This window comes from Corynebacterium pseudopelargi (genome assembly GCF_003814005.1).
Lineage (GTDB): Bacteria > Actinomycetota > Actinomycetes > Mycobacteriales > Mycobacteriaceae > Corynebacterium > Corynebacterium pseudopelargi.
Genome location: NZ_CP033898.1, coordinates 920,046 through 940,336 on the forward strand (window position 1 = coordinate 920,046; position 20,291 = coordinate 940,336).

Below are 20,291 nucleotides of genomic sequence, written 5' to 3' on the forward strand. Positions count from 1 at the left end.
GCAAAGCACTGTAAACTGGTGCCCGAATTCGCTGCCCTGCGCAGCAGCCTCAAGAACAAAAGGAGTCCATTTACCGTGAACAGTGCAGAAAACCGCACCGCCTATAAGCGCGTCATGCTCAAACTCGGTGGGGAGATGTTCGGCGGCGGGGAAGTCGGCATCGACCCCGACGTGGTGCAAAATGTCGCTCGCCAAATTGCTGAGGTTGCAAAATCAGGTGTGGAAGTTGCAGTGGTCATCGGTGGCGGCAACTTCTTCCGCGGCGCTCAATTGCAGCAACGCGGCATGGATCGCTCGCGCTCGGATTATATGGGCATGCTCGGCACGGTGATGAATTGCTTGGCCTTGCAGGACTTCTTGCAGCAAGAAGGCATTGATTGCCGCGTGCAAACCGCTATTAATATGGCCCAGGTTGCAGAGCCCTACCTGCCGCTTCGCGCCGATCGTCACCTGGAAAAAGGTCGCGTCGTGATCTTCGGTGCAGGCATGGGCATGCCCTATTTCTCCACCGATACCACCGCAGCGCAGCGCGCGTTGGAAATTGGTTGCGAGGTGCTGCTGATGGCCAAGGCCGTCGATGGCGTGTATTCCGATGACCCGCGCACCAACCCCGATGCGCAGCTTTATACCGAGATCACCCCGCGCGAGGTGATTGAAAAGAACCTCAAGGTTGCCGACGCCACCGCTTTTAGCTTGTGTATGGATAACAATATGCCCATTTTGGTATTCAATTTGCTTACCCAGGGCAATATTGCGCGCGCAGTTTCGGGCGAGCGCATCGGCACCTTGGTGCAATCCTGATACGCTAAAAGCACTTTGCTTGTGGTGAAAAGGGGCGAAATCTGGCCCCTTCTCGCTTGTCGACGCCCCAACCTACCCAAGCCCAGCGGCTCAAAGCGGTGGTAAGGGGGAGTATCGGCGAAGTGATTTTCACCCGGGCGCACGGTGCGGTTGGATGCATATTCCATACTTAGGCACCGAAAAATAACGAGCGAATAATAACCAACGACTGTCCTTTTAAGGAAGAGCCATGATTGACGAAGTCCTCTTTGAGTGCGAAGAGCACATGACCACCTCGGTGGACCGCACCCGCGATGAAATGACCAATATCCGCACCGGCCGCGCCAACCCCGCCATGTTCAATGGCGTGATCGCAGACTATTACGGTGTTCCCACCCCTATTACCCAGATGGCTACCATCTCTGTGCCTGAAGCACGCATGCTGCTGATTAAGCCCTATGAGATGTCTTCGATGGGTGAGATCGAAAACGCGATCCGCAACTCCGATCTTGGTGTCAACCCCACCAATGACGGCCAGGTGCTGCGTGTGACCATTCCTCAGCTCACCGAGGAGCGCCGCCGCGACATGGTTAAACTTGCCAAGTCCAAGGGCGAAGACGGCAAGATTGCTATTCGCAATGTGCGACGCAAGGGCATGGATCAGTTGAAGAAGATCCAAAAAGATGGCGATGCTGGTGAAGATGAGGTTCAGGCAGCAGAAAAAGAACTGGATAAGGTAACTGCCAATTACGTTGGCCAGATCGACGAGCTGGTGAGCAAGAAGGAACAGGAGTTGATGGAGGTTTAAATCGCCTCCTGTGCATCACCTTCTCACCGGGCAGGTCGCTCGCGGGCACGCTGCAAGCATTCTGGATCGGTAGAGATAGACCCAACCGAGACCTTATTTACAGCGCGCCCTCGCAGCCTTGTGAGGGCCTGCCAGCAAGCAGGAGCCTTGAGCCATGAACCGTCCACCAAAAGGACTGGAACACTTACCCAAGCCCCGAAATTCCGCAGGCCGTGACTTAAAAGCCGCCATCGGAGTAGGCGTTGGCCTTGGCGCCCTAGTGCTGCTGTGCATCTTTGTCATTCCTTTTGGGTGGTACCCACTCGTGGCGCTGGCCATCGCGCTTGCCACCTGGGAAGTACACGCTCGCCTCAGTGAGGCCGGCTACCTGGTGCAACGCTGGGTGCTGATTCTAGGCGGCCAGCTCATGCTGTGGTCTAGCTGGCCTTTTGGCACCAAAGGTCTCGTTTCTGCCTATGTGGCCGCAGCCTTGTGCCTGATGTTTGGCAGGCTTTTTCACTACGGGCCTAAAACGCCACCAAAGAACTATCTACGCGATACCGCAGTGGGCATCTTCGTGCTCACCTGGATCCCGCTGTTCGGCAGCTTCGCGGCCATGCTCTCCTTGTTTGGCACCGACCAAGCATCAGGGGCGATGTTCATTGTCACCTTCATGCTGTGCGTGATCGCCTCCGATACCGGTGGCTATGTCGCCGGCGTGATGTTTGGCAAGCACCCCATGGCCCCTGCGGTGAGCCCGAAGAAGTCTTGGGAAGGCTTTGGTGGATCCATCTTCTTTGGTTCCATCGCCGGTGCTCTTACCGTGTACTTCCTACTGGATTATGTCTGGTGGTGGGGTTTGATTCTGGGCGTCGGTCTAGTTATTTGCGCCACCTTGGGTGATCTCGTGGAATCACAATTCAAACGCGAGTTGGGCATTAAAGATATGTCGAATTTGCTTCCCGGCCACGGGGGCATCATGGATCGCCTCGACGGCATGCTGCCCTCGGCGATGGTGACCTGGCTGGTGCTAAGCACCATCACCACCATCTAGTACAACAACAAGCAAAAAGGCGGCCTTTGCGCAAAGGCCGCCTTTTTGGTGATGAAAGGGTGTTTAGCCCTTCTTGATCTGCCGACGCAATTGGAACATGCGGATAATGCCGACCATCGCCATGATCAAAGCACCCACGATCGCGGCCAGAAGGAAACCAACGCCCACAGGAACAGAGAAGTTCCAGGCGAAGAACTCCAACTCGACCTGTTCTTGGTTTTGCATAATAAAGATCAAGAGAACAATCAGGAGGAGCGCGCCTACAATCAGCGACACCCATGTGCCACCGGCGAGCGAGCCTTGTACTTTCTTAGCTTCCTGGCGTTGTTGGGCTTCGCGTTGTTGGGTCTCCAGCTCCTGGGTGGCAGGGGCTTGTTGCGTGTTCGCAGCTTGAGGCGCGGAGCTATGTGCATCGAAACGTTCTTCCATGCCTCTTATTAAACGCCACGGGCACCTGTGGCGCGAATGCGCTTTGCAGAAGCAGTAAGAGTTAAAAGCTATTGCAGTCCCGTTGTGTGCGGTTTAGGGCCGGCTTTGGGTGCGCAGTGTTGGTCTCTCGGGCGCGAGATGACACAATAGCGATCATCATGGCTACTCCCATTCAGCTCAATTTTTCCTCCCCGCGCCGCGGCATGCCGCCGAAGCATTTCGCCGATCTCAGCCCCCAAGAGCGCATCGATGCCCTCAAGGAACTCGGGCTGCCCAAATTCCGCGCAAATCAGATTGCCAAGCACTACTACGAGCGCAAAGAAGCAGACCCTTCCACCATGACCGACTTGCCGGCAGCGGCTCGCGATCAGGTCCGGGAGGCGCTATTTCCTACACTTATGACTTCGGTGCGCAATGTTGCCGCCGATGATGGAGAAACCCAAAAAACGCTCTGGCGCCTCCACGATGGCACGCTGCTGGAATCTGTGTTGATGCGCTATCCCAATCGCGCGACCTTGTGTATTTCTTCTCAGGCCGGTTGCGGCATGGCCTGTCCTTTTTGCGCGACCGGCCAAGGTGGCCTAGACCGCAACCTTTCTACCGCCGAGATCGTCGATCAGGTGCGCGAAGCCGCAGCCACCATGGAGCAAGAAGGCTCGAGGCTGAGCAATATCGTGTTCATGGGTATGGGGGAGCCGCTAGCTAACTACAAGCGAGTAGTAAGCGCGGTGCGTCAGATTACCCAGCCTGCTCCTGATGGCTTTGGAATTTCTCAGCGCAACGTGACTGTGTCAACAGTGGGTCTTGCTCCGGCGATTCGCAAGCTTGCCGACGAACAACTCTCCGTTACCCTCGCTGTGTCCCTCCACACCCCGGATGATGAATTGCGCGATACCCTCGTGCCAGTCAATAACCGCTGGTCTGTGGCAGAAGTGCTCGATGCAGCAACGTATTATGCCGAGCAATCCGGCAGGCGCGTCTCAATTGAGTATGCACTGATCCGAGACATCAACGATCAGGGTTGGCGGGCAGATATGTTGGGCAAGAAGCTGCATAAGGCTTTGGGCTCCAAGGTGCATGTGAACCTGATTCCGTTAAATCCCACCCCGGGATCCAAATGGGATGCTTCGCCAAAGGAGCGTCAGGATGAATTCGTGCGCCGCGTGATTGCCCAAGGTGTGCCTTGTACCGTGCGCGATACCAAGGGCCAAGAAATCGCCGCGGCCTGTGGCCAGCTTGCCGCCGACGAGCGTTAAATAATCACAAAAACGCCGTCGCCCCAGATCGGGGCGACGGCGTTGGTGTTTTGGGCGCCTAGTTAAGCCTTTTCGTTTTCGCGCTCGATCTCACGGAGGTGAGCAACGCGGCTGGGCTCGATGTTCAAGGCGCGCAGCTCAGCGTCGTTGAGCTTTGCGTAAGGGCCAGAAACGGTGGACTGCAGGTATGCCCAGTCCGGCTCGTGGTGGCCGAGGGGCTTGTTGTGCGCGGTGAGGGTGCGCTGCTGCTTGCCAAAGCTGGGCTTGAACAGTTGGATTAACAGGCCAACGGCGATGAGGATAGCGAAGGCGAAGAGATAAATCGTTTCAACGTGTCCCTCGTGGTTACCAAAGTTGTAAGCCAGCAGGAAGAACACAGAGATCCAGCCGGAGAGCTGAATGGCGTGTTGTCCGATATCATGCCAACCCCAAGCTGCAGAGGGCTCATCCAAAGTGGACACGCCGTTGTGCACCGAAGGGGCGATCTCGTGGGAACCTGCCACGTTCTTCTCCTTATGTTGGAGCTCCCTTGGCCTGTGAGCACACAACGCAGGGGAGCGCGAATGTTTGTCGTATGGCTATATTTTGGCACATTTGCCCGTGCACATGCGAGAAGCTCAGGCCATAACACGACACTTTTGTAACCCAGTTCACCTTGGGCTGGGTACAAACGCCCCGCTTAGGCGCTGGCCTGCATAAAGTGACAGATCAGAGTGCTGAAGGCTCCAACCAAAGTAGTATCCCTTAAGGGGGTAGCCATTGGGGTGAACGCGAAGGCTATTTTCAAGAATCAGCACAAAGCAGCGGGCATGGAATAATGCGCACTGTGACTCAGCGGATTCTTATTCTTGGCAGCACCGGCTCTATAGGCACCCAAGCACTCGACGTCATCGCCGATAATCGCGATCGCTTCGAAGTTGTAGGTCTAGCCGCCGGATCAAATGTGGAATTACTGGCCCAACAGGCCAAACAATTTGACCTCTCGGCAGACGTGATCGCCGTAGCAGATGCCGAGGCAGCCAAACGCTTAAGCGATCAGCTTGGCGCGCCGGTGCGTTCAGGCAAAGACTCCGCAGCCCAACTCGTGCGCGAGGTGGCAGCCGATACCGTGTTAAATGCCCTGGTTGGCTCCATGGGCCTTGATGCCACCATGGCCACCATCGAGGCCGGGGAGATACTTGCGCTGGCCAATAAAGAATCGCTTGTTGCCGGTGGCCAATTGGTTATGGCGGCTGCCAAACCGGGCCAAATCGTCCCCGTGGACTCAGAACACACTGCCATGGCGCAATCGCTTCGTGCCGGTGAGCGCCAGGAAGTGGACCGCTTTGTGCTCACCGCCTCCGGCGGGCCATTTCGTGGTTGGACGCGCGAGCAAATGTGGAACGTGACCCCGAAGCAGGCAGCCCAGCACCCCACCTGGTCTATGGGGCAAATGAACACGCTGAACTCCGCCACATTGGTCAATAAAGGCCTCGAATTGGTTGAGGCAACTTTGCTATTCGACGTTCCCGCCGATCAGATCGACGTGGTAGTACACCCGCAGTCCATCGTGCACTCCATGATTACCTTCTGCGATGGCGCAACCATCGCCCAGGCCTCGCCACCTTCGATGAAGATGCCCATCGCCCACGCACTGGCGTGGCCAAAGCGCGTGCCACACGCCCAAGCCTCCTTAGACTTCGGCCAGGCCTCCACCTGGGAATTCTTCCCAGTCGAACCACAATTTGAGGCTATCCCGCTGGCTCGGGCGTCAGCAGCGGCAGGCGGTAGCTATTCGGCGGTATATAACGCGGCAAATGAACAGGCTGCCGAGGCGTTTTTGCAAGGGCGCATCCGATTCCCGCAAATCGTCGATACCATTGCCGAGGTGCTCGACGGTGCGAGTGACTTTGCAGGCTCGGTGAGCAGCATCGCGGAAGTGCTTGAACACGAGCGCGAAGCGCGCAGGCGTGCGAACGTGGTCGTCGAAAAGCTAGCTGGCCTAAGCTAGAGGCCTTCTGAGCCTGGATGAATACATAAGGAGAATCAGTGGGGTCCTATTTGCTTGGCGTAGCGCTATTCGCGCTCGGTATCGCCGTGACCATCGCGCTGCATGAGCTTGGCCACCTCATGGCAGCACGCGCCTTTGGCATGCGTGTGCGGCGTTATTTTGTAGGCTTTGGCCCCACGGTGTTCTCCTGGCGTAAAGGGCATACCGAATATGGCCTCAAAGCCGTGCCCTTGGGCGGGTTCTGCGATATCGCGGGAATGACGAATCAAGACGAAGTCACCGCCGAAGAAGCACCCCATGCAATGAGGAATAAGCCCTGGTGGCAGCGCGTGATTGTGCTCCTTGGCGGCATCATCATGAATGTGCTGATCACCCTCGTGCTGCTCTATGGCGTGGCAGTGGGCAACGGCCTGCCCAACCCAAACGTGGATCTTCGCGCCCACGTGGGCGAACTCAGTTGCGTGCCAGCAACACAAATTGATGCCAATACCTTAAGCGAATGCCAGGGCACAGGCCCTGCCCAAGAAGCAGGGCTTGCCGTAGGCGATACGATTCTGGCCGTTGAAGGCCAAGACACCCCCGATTTCCCTTCGGTGGCCGAAGCCGTGCGTGCATATCCCGGCCAAACCATCACCCTGGACATCGAACGCGATGGCCAGCAGCTGCAGATCCCGGTGGAGGTAGCCGCAGTAGAGCGCTTGACTACCACCGGGGAAACGAAAACTGTGGGCGCTATCGGCGTGAGTTCTGCGCCGATCAAGGATGTGATTGTGCAATACGGGCCGGCAGAAGCCGTGCCGGCAACCTTGCGTTTTAGTGGGGAATGGCTCAAAGCCACAGGCCAGGGCCTGGCGGCATTTCCTGCAAAAATCCCCGGAGTAGCTGCCTCGATTTTCGGTGCCGAGCGCGATAAAGAAAGCCCCATGAGCGTGGTGGGCGCCTCCCGAGTTGGCGGCGAACTCGCACAAAGGGATTCCTGGGCAACATTTTTCATGCTGCTGGCTAACCTCAACCTCTTCTTGGCGCTGTTTAACCTGGTGCCTCTGCCTCCGCTTGATGGCGGGCATATTGCGGTGGTGCTCTACGAGGTCATCCGCGACAAGATCCGCAAGCTGCGCGGCCTGGCGCCAGCCGGTCCTGCCGATTACACCAAACTCATGCCACTGACGATCACCGTGGCAGGGCTGCTGCTCACCATCGGTGTGGTGGTGATTATCGCCGATGTGGTCAACCCAGTAAGAATCTTCGGGTAACAGATCTTTGGATAAAACCCCTGCGCGACTGTTTGGATAATTCGCCTGCGCGCCCATTGTGCGCGAGGCGATACAGCCGCTACCTCAGCCAAGGCCATCAGCGGTGCTAGACTGCTACAACGATTCCTGCACCACATTAAAACCCGCCAGCAGGCTTAAGGCCAGCAAACCTCGTGCCTTATCACCTGCTGGATCAGCAAGGAGCAAACTTTTGACTTCCACGAGTGGACAACCCATCGGACTCGGCTTGCCAGATGCACCACCACCGGTACTTGCCCCAAGGCGTAAAACTCGCCAATTGATGGTGGGCAACGTCGGCGTTGGTTCCGATTACCCCGTCTCGGTGCAGTCGATGACCACCACCAAGACCCACGACGTTAACTCCACCTTGCAGCAGATCGCGCAGCTTACTGCTACCGGCTGCGATATCGTGCGCGTGGCCTGCCCGAAGACGGTGGACGCCGAGGCTTTGCCGATCATCGCCAAGAAATCACCCATCCCGGTGATCGCCGATATTCACTTCCAACCGAAGTACATCTTTGCCGCCATCGACGCCGGCTGTGCCGCGGTGCGCGTGAATCCCGGCAATATCAAGGAATTCGATGGCCGCGTGAAAGAGGTGGCCAAGGCCGCAGGCGAGGCCAATATCCCGATCCGCATCGGCGTGAACGCAGGTTCTTTGGATAAGCGCCTGATGGAAAAATATGGCAAGGCAACCCCAGAGGCATTGGTGGAATCTGCGCTTTGGGAGGCCGGGCTTTTTGAGGAGCACGGCTTTGGCGATATCGCCATCTCGGTCAAGCACAATGACCCAGTGATCATGGTGGAGGCCTACCGCCAGCTCGCGGCTCAATGCGATTACCCGCTGCACCTGGGCGTTACGGAGGCAGGTCCGAAGTTCCAGGGCACCATCAAGTCCGCTGTGGCCTTTGGCTCTTTGCTTGCCGACGGCATCGGCGACACCATTCGCGTGTCCTTGTCTGCCGATCCTGTAGAAGAAATCAAGGTGGGCGATCAAATTCTGCAGTCGCTCAACCTACGCGAACGCGGCCTCGAAATTGTCTCCTGCCCGTCCTGCGGCCGTGCACAGGTTGATGTGTATTCGCTGGCAGAAGAAGTCACCGCCGCACTTGAGGGCATGGATGTGCCACTGCGCGTTGCCGTGATGGGCTGTGTGGTCAACGGCCCCGGTGAGGCTCGCGACGCTGACCTTGGTGTGGCTTCTGGCAACGGCAAGGGGCAGATCTTTGTCAAGGGCGAAGTGATTAAGACTGTGCCTGAATCCCAGATCGTGGAAACCCTCATCGAGGAAGCCATGCGCATCTGCGAAGAAGAAGGCATCGAGATTAAAGAGGGCTCCGGGCCTCAGGTCAAGGTCACTCGCTAGATTTTTCTGTGGGCATTGGTGTTGCACCGTCGATCTTTGTATCGGCGGTGTTAGCCTTTTTCGCATGAAAAAACCCTGGCAGCGAGCACTTGCAACCACAGTCATCGCCAGCATGACCGTCTCGCTTGCCGCGTGCACTCCCAAACCCGCCTCGGCAAAACCAGTGGTTGAGGAATTCCTCGAAGAACTCAGTAACCAACAATTCCAGCAGGCAGCGGCGCTTTCCGACGATCCCGGCGCCGCAGAGACCTTAGAGCAATCCTGGAAAGGCTTACAGGCCGAAGGGATAGAGGCCGAGCTTGTCGACGTCGACTTAAACGACTCCATCGCCACCGCGAAAGTGCGTTACCACTGGGATCTGCCAAGGGATCGCGATTTTGTCTACGAATCCGACATGACGCTCAATCGCATCAATGATCATTGGTCGATTCGTTGGCAGCCTGCCGCTCTGCACCCGAAGCTGGGGGCTAATCAGCACTTGGAACTTCGGGCCGTGAATGCCGAAAAGGCCAGCGTTGTTTCCTCCGATGGCGCGGATGTATTGGTGCCAGGCACCGTCTACCGGGTGCTGATTGAGCCGGATCAATTAAGCGATGCTGGCACTATTGCCCGAAGCCTGGTAGCTCAACTACAAGCTGCCCACGGTTTTGACGAGACGGTGCAGGTGCCCGACTTGAAGGAATTAGAAAAGACCATCAAGGACGCCACCAGCACCTATTCGGTGACCACCTTGAGCAAAGAAACCGGCGAGCGGCTGAAAGACTCGCTGGAGGCTTTACCTGGGGTTCGGATGAACCCCGAGGCGGCCATGGTGAATACCGACCCGAATTTTGCTCCCGATGTGGTGGCCAGGGTTACCTCTTTGATCTCCGATGATTTAGAAGGCCAAAACGGTTGGAAAGTAGCTGCGGTGACCTCCGATGGGGCAGAGCTTGAGCAGCTTGAATACCACGCCCCAGATCCTGCTCCTTCCGTGGAAATCAGCCTGGATCACTACGTGCAGCGTGCAGCCGAAGAGGCAGTGAATCTTCGCGCGGATAAAAAGGCCGTGCTTGTAGCCGTGCGGCCTTCAACCGGCCAGATCTTGGCTATTGCCCAGACTGATAAGGCCGATGAAGACGGCGATATTGCTCTTACCGGCATGTATCCGCCCGGATCTACGTTTAAGATCATCACCGCATCGGCGGGAATTGAAGATCAAGACCTCAATCCCGGCAGCATCGTGCCATGCCCAGGCAGCATGAATATCTATGGGCGCGTGGTGAATAACTACAACGGTTTTTCTTTGGGCAACGTCCCACTCCAACAAGCCTTTGCCAGGTCGTGTAACACCACCTTTGCCGATATCTCCACCAAATTGCATCCAGGCCAGCTTGAAGATGTAGGAAAAGAGTTCGGCATCGGCGTTGATTACGACATCCCTGGCATCGCTACTGTCACCGGGGATATTCCCCACGGCGATACTGAGCTTTCACGCACCGAAGCAGGCTATGGCCAAGGTGAAGTGCTGGTGAGTCCTTTCGGTTTGGCCATGGTTTCAGCCACCGCGGCTGCCGGGCACACCCCGGTGCCAACGCTGATCTCAAGCCGCGAAACCAAAGTAGAAGGAGACTCGCGAAGCCCCGAGCCGAAGACCGTTGAGCAATTACGCGACTTGATGGCGGCGGTTACCGCCGGCGGCGGTACGGCTGCAGGCATGAGCCAACAAGGCGGCAAAATTTTTGCCAAGACCGGTGAGGCGGAAATTAATAACGGCTCCCATGCCTGGTTTACCGGCTACCGCGAAGACGACATTGCCTTTGCCACCCTGGTCGTGCTCGGTGGCGGATCAGAAACAGCAGTGGCTGTTACAGATAAGTTCTTTAACACCCTCGATGAATTGCGCAGTGGGGGATCGCTGCCGCCTGAGCCTCAACCACAACCCTAACGTCGAAAAGCTAGGCTTCGGCGCTAGCATGGTGGGCATGGCTACTCGCGCACCACTGACACCTGGAACCCCAACGCCGATTCGCACCGTACCGAAGCAGATTCCGCGACCGGAATATGTGTGGAAAGACTCTGTCCAAGAAGCCATGGGCGAGCCTTTTGTGCAAACACCGGAAACCATCGAGGCCATGCGCGAGGCATCCAAGATTGCTGCCAATGCGCTGCACGTGGCCGGTGCCGCCGTGCAGCCGGGTATTACTACCGACGAACTCGACCGGATCGCCCATGAATACATGCTCGATCACGGCGCATACCCTTCATGCTTGGGATATAGGAACTTTCCCAAATCCGTGTGCGTGAGCCTCAACGAGATTGTCTGCCACGGCATCCCAGATAGCACCGTGATCCAAGACGGCGACATTGTCAATATCGACGTCACCGCCTATAAAAACGGTGTGCACGGCGATACCAACGCCACCTTCCTTGCCGGCAACGTCAGCGAAGAGCATCGCCTGTTAGTAGAACGCACCAAAGAAGCCACGATGCGAGGAATCAAGGCAGCCAAGCCCGGCAGGCAAATCAACGTCATTGGGCGAGTAATCGAAAGCTACGCCAGGCGTTTTGGCTACTCGGTGGTAGAAGACTTCACCGGCCACGGCATTGGCACCACCTTCCACAATGGCCTAGTGGTTCTGCACTTCGACTCCGAACGCTATACCAACGAACTTGTCCCCGGCATGACCTTAACCATCGAGCCAATGCTCAACCTTGGTGGGTTGGACTATGAGATCTGGGAAGACGACTGGACGGTGCAAAACACCGACTATCAATTCTCCGCACAATTCGAGCACACCATCTTGATTACCGAAGACGGCAACGAGATCCTCACCCTGCCCGACGAGAACATCTAAACCATGGGCAAGGCGGTGCTGATTGCCGGCTGTACCTCCGATGCCGGCAAGTCTGTGGTGGTGGCAGGGCTGTGCCGGGCGCTTGCTCGACGCGGGATCCAGGTGGCGCCCTTTAAAGCACAAAACATGTCCAATAACTCTGCCGTCACCCCAGAAGGCGGAGAGATCGGGCGTGCCCAAGCGCTCCAAGCCGCAGCCTGTGGCCTGGAACCTTCGGTGGCCTTTAACCCCATCTTGCTCAAGCCAGGCTCTGATCACAGCTCCCAATTGGTGGTGTTAGGCAAAGCCACAGGCAACGTGAACGCCAAAAGCTACATTGAGCACCGAAGCCACCTTCGCCAAGTTGCCGCCGAAGTATTGGCCGGATTGCGCGAGCAATACGAGGTAGTGGTGTGCGAAGGTGCGGGATCACCGGCAGAAATTAACCTGCGCGACACAGACGTAGCCAACTTTGGGCTGGCCGAAGCCGCAGACCTGCCCGTGTACCTCGTTGGTGATATCGACCGCGGGGGAGTGCTCGCGCATTTTTATGGCACCCACCAGATATCCAAGGCAGAAGATCGCGCGCGAATCAAAGGCTTTATCGTTAATAAATTCCGCGGGGACGAGTCGATCTTGCAACCAGGCCTCGATTCACTCGAGGCGATGACGGGCGTGCCCACCATCGGCGTGCTGCCCTTTGTCGAGGGCTTGTGGATTGATGCCGAAGATTCCCTGCAATCAGCCATCGGCACGAGTATCGGCCCGAAGCACCCACCGCTAGGAAGCGACCGGCTGCAGGTGGCAGCGATCCGCCTGCCGCGGATATCGAATGCCACCGACGTAGAAGCCCTTGCCTGCGAACCGGGTGTGAGCGTGCGCTGGGTAGACGATCCCACCTCGGTATTAGATGCCGACCTTGCCGTTCTACCGGGATCCAAAGCCACGCTGAGTGATCTCGCTTGGCTTGCTCAACATGGCATTGCCACAGCCCTGCAACAACGAGCAGCCAAGCATCAACCAATCCTTGGTATTTGCGGTGGCTTTCAAATGCTGTGCACCACGATCACCGATGAGGTGGAAGCTGATGCCACGCACCCAGTAGCGGGGCTGGGCATATTCGATGCAGACATTGAGTTCTGCGAGCCCAAAATACTACAAACACACAGCAACGGCGCCTATGAAGTGCACTTTGGCCAAGTGGTGCGCAACAATGAGCTGCCGTGGATTGGTGATGAAGGTGCGCGCAAGGCCACGAGCTTTGGCACCCACCGCCATGGGCAGATGGAAGACGATGCCTTCAGGCGAAACTTTTTAGCAGAGATCGCCGCAGCCAACGGCAAAACTGAGTTCGTGCTGAGCCAAGACACCAGCTTTGCCAAAGAAAGAGAGCGCCAACTCGATCTTTTGGCAGATGTGATCGAGCGGCGCTTAGATGTGGAAAAGCTGCTGAGTGAAATCTAGCTAAAGTCCAGTCCCAGCAGGGCGTTCTCGGTGAGTTCCGGCAGTGCTGGGTGGATCCAGTACTCGTCTTTCGCCAGACGTTCAGCATCGATGCCAAAGTTCATGGCGGTGATGATCTGCTGGAAAAGCGTGGATGCCTGCGGGCCCATAAAGTGAGCGCCCAGGATCTGCTTGCTGTGCTTATCGGCAATGATCTTGGCAAAGCTGGTGTCATCCTCCATAGCCCAGCCATACGCGACATCGCCGTAACGCTGCACCTTGACCGTGATATCCAGACCTTCTTCACGTGCTTGTTCCTCGGTGAGGCCCACCGTGGCGATCTGCGGGTTGGTAAACACCGCAGCAGGCACATGCTCGTGAGGAAGCTGCTGCAAATCGTCTGGGTGCTCAAGGTTGTGCTTAATAGCGCGCATCTCAGCGTTTGCCACATGCTTGAGCTGGTAGGGCGAGGAGACATCGCCAAGAGCCCAAATCCCCTCAACCGAGGTGCGGCCATATTCATCGACCTTGATGCGGCTGCCGTCCATCTCAATACCGGCCTTATCCAGATCCATCTGGTCACCATTGCGGGTGCGTCCGGTAGCAACAAGCAGCAAATCGCCTTCGACCTTGGTGCCATTTTCCAGGGTCACTTCCACACCACCATCTTTTTGGGCGGCAGAAGCGATATTGGAGCCCAGGTGGGTTTCCATAGCCTTCTTGGTCAGCTCAGTGAAGGCATCGGAGACCTCGGCGTCGAGGTGGCGAAGCAGCTTCTCGGAGCGGTTGACAATCTTGACCTCTACACCCAGAGCATCAAACATGTGCGCAAACTCCATGGCGATATAGCCGCCGCCGTACACGATCATCGACTCAGGCAGCTCGGGGATGCGCATGATGTTTTCGTTGGTGTAGTACTCCACCCCGGAATCTGTGATGGTATCCGGGATAAAGGGGCGCGCACCGGTGGCAATGACGATCTCATCGCCGGTGATCTCTACTTCCTTGTCACCCTGGCCGGTGAGGATCGTCTTCGGGCCTACAAAGCGAGCGTGCTGGTCGTAGACGTCGATATTGGGGGTCTTCGGTCCGCGCCGATACTCCTCGCCACCATCGGCGATCGGATCGACGCGCTTATCAAACACGCGAGAGACAATCGAAGGCCAGTCAATATCTTCGATCTTGGCGCTAATACCGAACTTCTCTGCCTCCTTGATGGTGCGAGCAACCTCAGCGGCATAAACGAACATCTTGGTGGGGATGCAGCCGACGTTCAGGCAGGTGCCTCCGAAGCGGCCTTTTTCCACAATGGCGATGGACTTGTGGTGGTTTTCTACTCCAGGGATGGAGTTACCGGAACCGGTGCCGATAATGATGAGGTCATAGTGCTTGCTCAAGATTGCTCCTTAGATATTCTGCTGTACACCTGCCAAGAGGCCTCTGAGGTGGAGGCCTAAGGCAATAGGGCTCTACTGTGCCAGTGTGTCTGGCAGGCCTAATTCCTTCAACCACTTTAGGCAGGCTTGTATTGCATCGTTGCGGGGTTTATCACTGGATAAAAAGACATCGTGGACGGCATTATCAATGGCAACCACCGTCACGTCCTGGCCTAAAAGCGGGGCTCGCCTGCGAATTTGCTCTACATCGAGCACCGTATCGGCGCGTTTAGCTTGCTCGGCGAAGCGGGTATGAAAAAAGGAACGCTTGGCATGCAATGTCAGTACCGGCACACCCACATCCACCGCCCCGGCATGGATGCGCTGCTGGGAGGCATCCACGGCTTTGATCCACGCAGGGTACTTCTTGTGGCCGCGGATAGGTTTGAGGTGCAGATCGTAATGCCATTCGCCCTCGGCACTGGCGTGCAAAGAACGCCCATAGTTACTGGGCAGTTTTCCACCAAAGCCGCCACGCAGCATCCGGTTGCCCAGCCGGGAGTGCAGTACCCCACGTAAGGCCTTGACCATCAGCGGCGGGAACTGCATATCTAACCAGGGCGAATTCAAAATCAGTGCCGGAATTGCCGAATGTGTTGGCTGATCACTGCCACGCAACTCATCCATCCATAATGCAGCAATCAGCCCTCCGGTGGAGTGCGCGATGGGCACCATCGTTGGGTGAGTGGCTAAAAGCTGTGCGCTTACCGTGTTGAGTTCTTCAAAATACAGTCGCATATCGCTGGCGTAGTGCCAACGCTGGCCGGTGAGGTGCGCCCGGCCTGACTTGCGCAGGTCGATCCCATACACGGCGAAACCTTCCTGGTGGAAGCGCTTAGCGATGTGTTGATGGAAGAAGTAGTCGGTCATGCCGTGGATCAGCAAGAGGGCGGGGCGTTGAGCAAAATCATCGCAAGACTCAGGCAGGTAGCGCACGAGGACTGCTGCCACATGGCCTTCGCCATCGGGGTCGTGTCCTAGATCAAAGGTGCGCGCTTGAAAATCCGGGCCTAAGGCATCGGGATACCACGGTGTTGGCTCGGGTGCGCTGTGTGCGTGATTCATGCTTGCCCATGCTAGTGCTCATCACGGCGGCATCGTTGGGTGCCAGAATCGGGTGATGTGGGCGTTGGGCGTCGAAAAGCTGCCCCAAACGGGGGTGTTGGGTGTGGATGTTGTTCTTCCATATCAGGCATTAAAAAGTGCATCTATCCGCAAGATTGCGGCCATGGGTGCACTCTGTTCGGGTGCTGAGGGGTAAAATGGGCAGACAGCAAACCGAAGCCTGCGCCTGAACGGTGATGGGGAATTTTTCTCAAAATCACCCCCGGGGCGTGGCGATGGGTTTGGAAAAGATGAAGGGTTTTCCCAGGCCGCACGCGGTTTCGAAGACGCAAGAGTTCAAGGAAGTTTGAAGATGTCAGTTTCCAAGAAGACCACCCCCAAGGTGAGCGACGAAGTCGACGTTGTCCTCATCGGCGCCGGCGTGATGAGCGCGACGCTGGGCGCCATGCTGCGTACCCTGCAGCCCGATTGGTCCCAGATTGTGTTCGAGCGCCTGGATCGCCCAGCCGAGGAGTCCTCCTCGCCTTGGAACAATGCCGGTACCGGCCACTCCGCACTGTGCGAGCTGAACTACACCCCAGAGGTCAACGGCAAGATCGATATTTCCAAGGCGCTGGGCGTGAACGAAAAGTTCCAAGCATCGCGTCAGTTCTGGTCTTACCAGGTAAACCAGGGCGTTTTGCCGAGCCCCCGCGAGTGGATTAACCCCGTGCCGCACGTATCCTTCGGCCGCGGTGCAGACCAGGTGGAGTATCTGAAGAAGCGCTACGACGCTTTGGCTGGGCACCCCCTGTTCCCGGGCATGGAATTTACCCAGGATCGCGAGAAGTTCGCCGAGATGCTGCCCTTGATGGCTGAGGGCCGCCCCGCCAGCGAAGAGGTGGCGGTGAGCTGGACCGATGTCGGAACCGACATTAACTACGGTGCGCTGACCAAGCAGTTCTTGAAGGACGCAGAGGCAAAGGGCACCGAAATTCGCTACGGCCATGAGGTTCGCGATATCAACCGCGATGGCTCCGGCTGGAAGGTAGAAGTTAAAAACGTCCACAACGGCGATGTGCAGGTCGTGCGCGCCAAGTTCGTCTTCGTTGGTGCCGGCGGCATGGCGCTGCCCTTGCTGCAAAAGTCCGGCATCCGCGAAATTCGCGGCTGGGGTGGCTTCCCTGTCTCCGGTGAGTGGCTGCGCTGCACCAACCCGGAGATCATTGAACGCCACGCCGCAAAGGTCTATGGCAAGGCCTCGGTGGGCGCACCGCCGATGTCGGTTCCGCACCTCGATACCCGCGTGATCGACGGTGAGAAGGGCCTGCTCTTTGGCCCTTATGCTGGTTGGACCCCGAAGTTCCTCAAGCAGGGCTCCTGGTTCGATCTGCTGAAGTCCATCAAGCCCACCAACCTGCTGTCGTATGCAGGCGTTGGTGTGCAGGAGATGGCCTTGACCAAGTACCTGATCACCGAGGTGCTCAAGGGCCGTGAAGCTCGCATGGAATCCCTGCGCGAATTCATGCCCGAGGCTCGCGATGAGGATTGGGAGCTTGTTACCGCAGGTCAGCGCGTGCAGGCCATTCAGCCGGTGGTTGGCCCGACCTTCTCCAAGCTGGCCTTCGGTACCTCGCTGATCAACTCTGCCGACGGCACCATCGCTGGTCTTTTGGGTGCATCTCCTGGCGCCTCGATCGCACCGGCTGCCATGCTTGAGCTGCTGGAGCGTTGCTTCGGCGATCACATGGTGGAGTGGGGCGACAAGATCAAGGAAATGGTCCCCTCTTATGGCGTGAAGCTTGCAACTGATCAGCAGCTCTTCGAAGAGATGTGGGAGTACACTCAAAAGACGCTGCAGCTCGACCAAGACTAAGGTCCGCCTGCCCTTGGTCGGCGCGGCGCAATAGCTCAACCGTTGTCGATCAAGGAGCCCGCACTCGTGGCAGACTCGCGCACCCTCTTTCCCTTCTCGGCCGTAGTTGGCCAAGAACGCCTGCAATTGGCGCTGATTCTTAGCGCCATCCAACCCCGCATCGGTGGGGTGGTGATTCGAGGGGAAAAAGGCACAGCGAAAACCACCACGGTGCGGGCTTTTGCACGTCTGCTTTTCGACGCCCCCCTGATCAACCTCCCCATCGGCGCCACCGATGACCGCGTGGTTGGTTCCATCAACATGGAAACGGTGCTCACCACAGGCAAAGCCGAGTACCAACCGGGGTTGCTTGCAGAAGCCGACGGGGGAGTGCTGTATGTAGATGAAGTCAATCTGCTGCCCGATCACCTCGTGGACGCGCTATTGGATGCAGCCGCCACCGGTGTGGTGACGGTGGAGCGCGATTCCGTCTCTTTTAGCTCCTCTGCCAATTTTGTGCTGGTTGGCACCATGAACCCAGAAGAAGGCGAATTGCGCCCCCAGTTGCTCGATCGCTTCGGTCTAGCGGTGGACGTGACGGCCTCTCGGGATGTGGAAGTGCGCGCAGAAGTGATGCGCCGCAGGCTGGCTTTTGAGGCGCAGCCGGAAGAATTTGTAGCCCAGTGGGCAGCTCAAGATGCGGCGCTGGCTGATCAGATCATTGCTGCACAATCGCGTCTTGGATCCCTGCAGCTTTCCGATGTCAACCTTGCCCGCATCGCGCACTTGTGCGCCTCTTTTGATGTTGATGGCATGCGCGCTGATCTGGTGATTGCCCGTACTGCCTTGGCTCATGCCGCCTGGCGTGGGGCCTCGAAGGTAGAAGACGAAGATATTCGCATCGCTGCCGAACTCGCGCTGCCGCACCGCAAGCGCCGTAATCCTTTTGATGAACCAGGCTTAGATCAACAACAGCTCGACGATGCTATGGATGAGGCACAACAGCAGCATCCGGATGAATCGGAGGCGAAGCAGCAAGAAGAGCAAGAACAAGAACCAGAGCAGCAACAGCAGCCGGAATCGCCAGAGCCTGAACAACCCACCGATACCCCCACCCAAGACGGCAAGGAGGACAGCGCCACATCGGGCGCTCCCTTTCGCACCCCAGGTGTTTCGTCGTAGCGGTATTGGCGAAGAAGGCGTACCGGGAAGGCGTTCTAAAGCCTATTCTGCTCAGGGCGCGAGCGTGCGCGCCATCAAAGGCGGGCACGGCTTGCACCTGGTAGGCACTGTCCGTGCAGCCGCCGAGCGCGGCGCTGTGATCGATGGCGAGATGCTGCGCTTGCAAGGCCGTGACCTCCGCGGGCAACTGCGCCGAGGGATGGAATCGAATTTGATCGTATTCCTCGTCGATGCCTCTGGATCAATGGCTGCGAGAGATCGCCTCGAATCGGTTACCGGTGCGGTGTTGTCGATGCTCCAGGATGCCTATCAGCGCCGCGATAAAGTGGCGGTGATTTCGGTGCGCGGGGCTCAACCAGAGTTGGTGTTGCCACCAACCGGTTCCATTGATGTTGCCGTGCGAAGGCTCGAGGGTTTAAAAACCGGCGGGCGCACGCCCTTAGGCGAAGGGCTCATGGCTGCCCATGAGTTGATCTTGCGTGAATACCGCAAAGAACCCGGGCGCCGGGCGCTGCTGGTGGTGCTCTCCGATGGCAGGGCAACCGGGGCCGCAGGCATCGAAGGTGCCAGAAAAGCTGCTGGCATCATCGCCCAGCGCGGCCTGGCGGGCAGTGTGGTCATTGATGCCGAGCAAGGCAAGAGGATCAAACTCGGCCTTGCCAAGGAGCTTGCGATACAACTTGGTGGCATCTGTGTGCAGCTCGAAGCCTTAAATGCCGACGCGCTCAGTGAGGTTGTGGCCGCTGTGTAAGGGCAGCGGCTTTGGGTGCTCGTTGCCAACGCGGCTTGATGGAGTTTGTCCCCTATACTTCCCAGCGTGAAAGAAAAGCATTCGGGAGAACAGCCCACAGAAGACCCGGCGCAAACAACGCAGCCAAGCGAGGAAAACCCGCTTGCCATGCTCACAGCCAATCCCACGAAGGCTGATTATTGGTGCTTAGGGTTGATGCTGGTGGCTGGCCTTTATGGCTTGGCCATCATGCCGCTGCGTGCCTGGATGCTGGCAGAGATTTCGCGTTTGCCCTGGCTAGTGGCGCTCACAGGCTCGGGTACCGGCACTGCCGCTTTGGGCTCGGCGATTAAAGTTGGCGAAGATCTGCCCGTGCTGTGGCCTATCGTGCTGGGCGCTTTGATGTTGATTAAGTTCAACTTCGTCTACTGGTGGGCGGGCAAGCTTTGGGGACGCAAGATCATCAACATGTGGGCGAGCTCTTCTAAGCGTGCTGCACGCAACTACGCCCGCGCCGAGCGGGTGGTGGACAAGGTTGGTGCCTTCGGCTTTTTCCTAGCCTATGTGCCGATCCCGCTGCCGATTGGCCTGGTGGTCTTTACCGTCGCTGGTATCCGGGGGATGAAGCTGTGGTGGTTTTTAGTTCTTAACTACATTTCCGCCTTGGTGTGGCGCGGTGCGTATTTTTGGTTCGGCTACGCCGTTGGTGAACCTGCGGTGGATCTGCTCAAGCAGTACGCAAAGATTTCCAATTATGTGGTGATCGCTATCGTGGTCTTTGTTATCTGGTCGGCGCGGAAGAATCCGGCTGGTGGAATCAAGAACAATGGTGGCGCCAAATAAGGCGCA

The 20,291-nt window shown here is 57.4% G+C and carries 18 protein-coding genes; 14 read left to right on the forward strand and 4 right to left on the reverse strand.

All coding sequences use genetic code 11. The features are described from left to right. The first annotated feature begins 114 nt into the window (after positions 1–114). The 3 genes from pyrH (at position 115) to CPPEL_RS04360 (ending at position 2,621) form a co-directional block, all read left to right on the forward strand. Positions 115–801 carry a UMP kinase gene (gene pyrH, locus CPPEL_RS04350; protein WP_221337799.1) on the forward strand — a complete coding sequence of 229 codons (687 nt, stop codon included), beginning with the start codon at positions 115–117 and terminating at the stop codon, positions 799–801. A gap of 229 nt (positions 802–1,030) precedes the next feature. After that, entirely contained in the window at positions 1,031–1,588 is a 558-nt protein-coding gene (frr, locus tag CPPEL_RS04355; RefSeq protein ID WP_123959988.1) for a ribosome recycling factor, read from the forward strand. Positions 1,589–1,742: 154 nt separating this feature from the next. Beyond that, positions 1,743–2,621, forward strand: a complete 879-nt coding sequence (locus CPPEL_RS04360) for a phosphatidate cytidylyltransferase (RefSeq protein ID WP_123959989.1) — start codon at positions 1,743–1,745, stop codon at positions 2,619–2,621. A gap of 63 nt (positions 2,622–2,684) precedes the next feature. On the opposite strand, the gene CPPEL_RS04365 is transcribed toward CPPEL_RS04360, so the two are convergent. Continuing rightward, positions 2,685–3,050 carry a LapA family protein gene (locus CPPEL_RS04365; protein WP_123959990.1) on the reverse strand — a complete coding sequence of 122 codons (366 nt, stop codon included), beginning with the start codon at positions 3,048–3,050 and terminating at the stop codon, positions 2,685–2,687. A 158-nt stretch (positions 3,051–3,208) separates the two neighbouring features. Here CPPEL_RS04365 and rlmN point away from each other — a divergent pair, with 158 nt between their 5' ends. After that, positions 3,209–4,306, forward strand: coding sequence for a dual-specificity RNA methyltransferase RlmN (gene rlmN / locus CPPEL_RS04370; protein WP_123959991.1), 1,098 nt, complete (start codon positions 3,209–3,211; stop codon positions 4,304–4,306). A gap of 62 nt (positions 4,307–4,368) precedes the next feature. Here rlmN and CPPEL_RS04375 read toward each other — a convergent pair whose 3' ends face one another. Beyond that, positions 4,369–4,809: a DUF2631 domain-containing protein gene (locus CPPEL_RS04375; RefSeq protein ID WP_123959992.1), complete on the reverse strand. Its 441-nt coding sequence runs from the start codon at positions 4,807–4,809 to the stop codon at positions 4,369–4,371. Between the two features lie 323 nt (positions 4,810–5,132). Here CPPEL_RS04375 and dxr point away from each other — a divergent pair, with 323 nt between their 5' ends. The 6 genes from dxr (at position 5,133) to CPPEL_RS04405 (ending at position 13,216) form a co-directional block, all read left to right on the forward strand. Further along, positions 5,133–6,296: a 1-deoxy-D-xylulose-5-phosphate reductoisomerase gene (gene dxr, locus CPPEL_RS04380; protein ID WP_206608942.1), complete on the forward strand. Its 1,164-nt coding sequence runs from the start codon at positions 5,133–5,135 to the stop codon at positions 6,294–6,296. Between the two features lie 38 nt (positions 6,297–6,334). Further along, the gene (locus CPPEL_RS04385; RefSeq protein ID WP_123959994.1) at positions 6,335–7,549 is read left to right on the forward strand and encodes a M50 family metallopeptidase; all 1,215 of its coding nucleotides are present in this window, start codon (positions 6,335–6,337) and stop codon (positions 7,547–7,549) included. A 211-nt stretch (positions 7,550–7,760) separates the two neighbouring features. Further along, a complete protein-coding gene (gene ispG, locus CPPEL_RS04390) occupies positions 7,761–8,936 on the forward strand; it encodes a flavodoxin-dependent (E)-4-hydroxy-3-methylbut-2-enyl-diphosphate synthase (RefSeq protein WP_123959995.1) in 1,176 nt (391 codons plus the stop codon). Between the two features lie 64 nt (positions 8,937–9,000). After that, positions 9,001–10,863: a penicillin-binding transpeptidase domain-containing protein gene (locus CPPEL_RS04395; protein ID WP_123959996.1), complete on the forward strand. Its 1,863-nt coding sequence runs from the start codon at positions 9,001–9,003 to the stop codon at positions 10,861–10,863. A gap of 37 nt (positions 10,864–10,900) precedes the next feature. Then, a complete protein-coding gene (map, locus tag CPPEL_RS04400) occupies positions 10,901–11,773 on the forward strand; it encodes a type I methionyl aminopeptidase (protein WP_425453814.1) in 873 nt (290 codons plus the stop codon). A gap of 3 nt (positions 11,774–11,776) precedes the next feature. Next, the gene (locus tag CPPEL_RS04405; protein ID WP_123959997.1) at positions 11,777–13,216 is read left to right on the forward strand and encodes a cobyric acid synthase; all 1,440 of its coding nucleotides are present in this window, start codon (positions 11,777–11,779) and stop codon (positions 13,214–13,216) included. On the opposite strand, the gene mtr is transcribed toward CPPEL_RS04405, so the two are convergent. Beyond that, positions 13,213–14,592, reverse strand: a complete 1,380-nt coding sequence (mtr, locus tag CPPEL_RS04410; RefSeq protein WP_245990508.1) for a mycothione reductase — start codon at positions 14,590–14,592, stop codon at positions 13,213–13,215. The two genes, CPPEL_RS04405 and mtr, sit on opposite strands and share 4 nt — an antisense overlap. Positions 14,593–14,664: 72 nt before the next feature. Further along, complete coding sequence (locus CPPEL_RS04415) at positions 14,665–15,696, reverse strand: alpha/beta hydrolase (protein ID WP_123959999.1); 1,032 nt, start codon at positions 15,694–15,696, stop codon at positions 14,665–14,667. 352 nt (positions 15,697–16,048) lie between these two features. Between CPPEL_RS04415 and mqo the strand changes: the two genes are divergently transcribed. The 4 genes from mqo to CPPEL_RS04435 all read left to right on the forward strand — a co-directional run bounded on the left by mqo (position 16,049) and on the right by CPPEL_RS04435 (position 20,285). Next, positions 16,049–17,551, forward strand: coding sequence for a malate dehydrogenase (quinone) (gene mqo / locus CPPEL_RS04420; protein WP_123960000.1), 1,503 nt, complete (start codon positions 16,049–16,051; stop codon positions 17,549–17,551). A gap of 66 nt (positions 17,552–17,617) precedes the next feature. Then, a complete protein-coding gene (locus CPPEL_RS04425; protein WP_123960001.1) occupies positions 17,618–18,712 on the forward strand; it encodes a magnesium chelatase ATPase subunit I in 1,095 nt (364 codons plus the stop codon). After that, the gene (locus tag CPPEL_RS04430) at positions 18,699–19,463 is read left to right on the forward strand and encodes a vWA domain-containing protein (protein ID WP_245990509.1); all 765 of its coding nucleotides are present in this window, start codon (positions 18,699–18,701) and stop codon (positions 19,461–19,463) included. Before CPPEL_RS04425 ends, CPPEL_RS04430 begins: the two co-directional genes overlap by 14 nt. Positions 19,464–19,529: 66 nt before the next feature. Then, positions 19,530–20,285, forward strand: a complete 756-nt coding sequence (locus CPPEL_RS04435) for a DedA family protein (RefSeq protein WP_123960002.1) — start codon at positions 19,530–19,532, stop codon at positions 20,283–20,285. Positions 20,286–20,291: the final 6 nt, after the last annotated feature.

Coding starts and splice junctions, on each gene's coding strand:
- pyrH (WP_221337799.1), top strand. CDS start 115: ATGCTCAAACTCGGTGGGGAGATGTTCGGCGGCGGGGAAGTCGGCATC.
- frr (WP_123959988.1), top strand. CDS start 1,031: ATGATTGACGAAGTCCTCTTTGAGTGCGAAGAGCACATGACCACCTCG.
- CPPEL_RS04360 (WP_123959989.1), top strand. CDS start 1,743: ATGAACCGTCCACCAAAAGGACTGGAACACTTACCCAAGCCCCGAAAT.
- CPPEL_RS04365 (WP_123959990.1), bottom strand. CDS start 3,050: ATGGAAGAACGTTTCGATGCACATAGCTCCGCGCCTCAAGCTGCGAAC.
- rlmN (WP_123959991.1), top strand. CDS start 3,209: ATGGCTACTCCCATTCAGCTCAATTTTTCCTCCCCGCGCCGCGGCATG.
- CPPEL_RS04395 (WP_123959996.1), top strand. CDS start 9,001: ATGAAAAAACCCTGGCAGCGAGCACTTGCAACCACAGTCATCGCCAGC.
- map (WP_425453814.1), top strand. CDS start 10,901: ATGGCTACTCGCGCACCACTGACACCTGGAACCCCAACGCCGATTCGC.
- CPPEL_RS04405 (WP_123959997.1), top strand. CDS start 11,777: ATGGGCAAGGCGGTGCTGATTGCCGGCTGTACCTCCGATGCCGGCAAG.
- CPPEL_RS04415 (WP_123959999.1), bottom strand. CDS start 15,696: ATGAATCACGCACACAGCGCACCCGAGCCAACACCGTGGTATCCCGAT.
- mqo (WP_123960000.1), top strand. CDS start 16,049: ATGTCAGTTTCCAAGAAGACCACCCCCAAGGTGAGCGACGAAGTCGAC.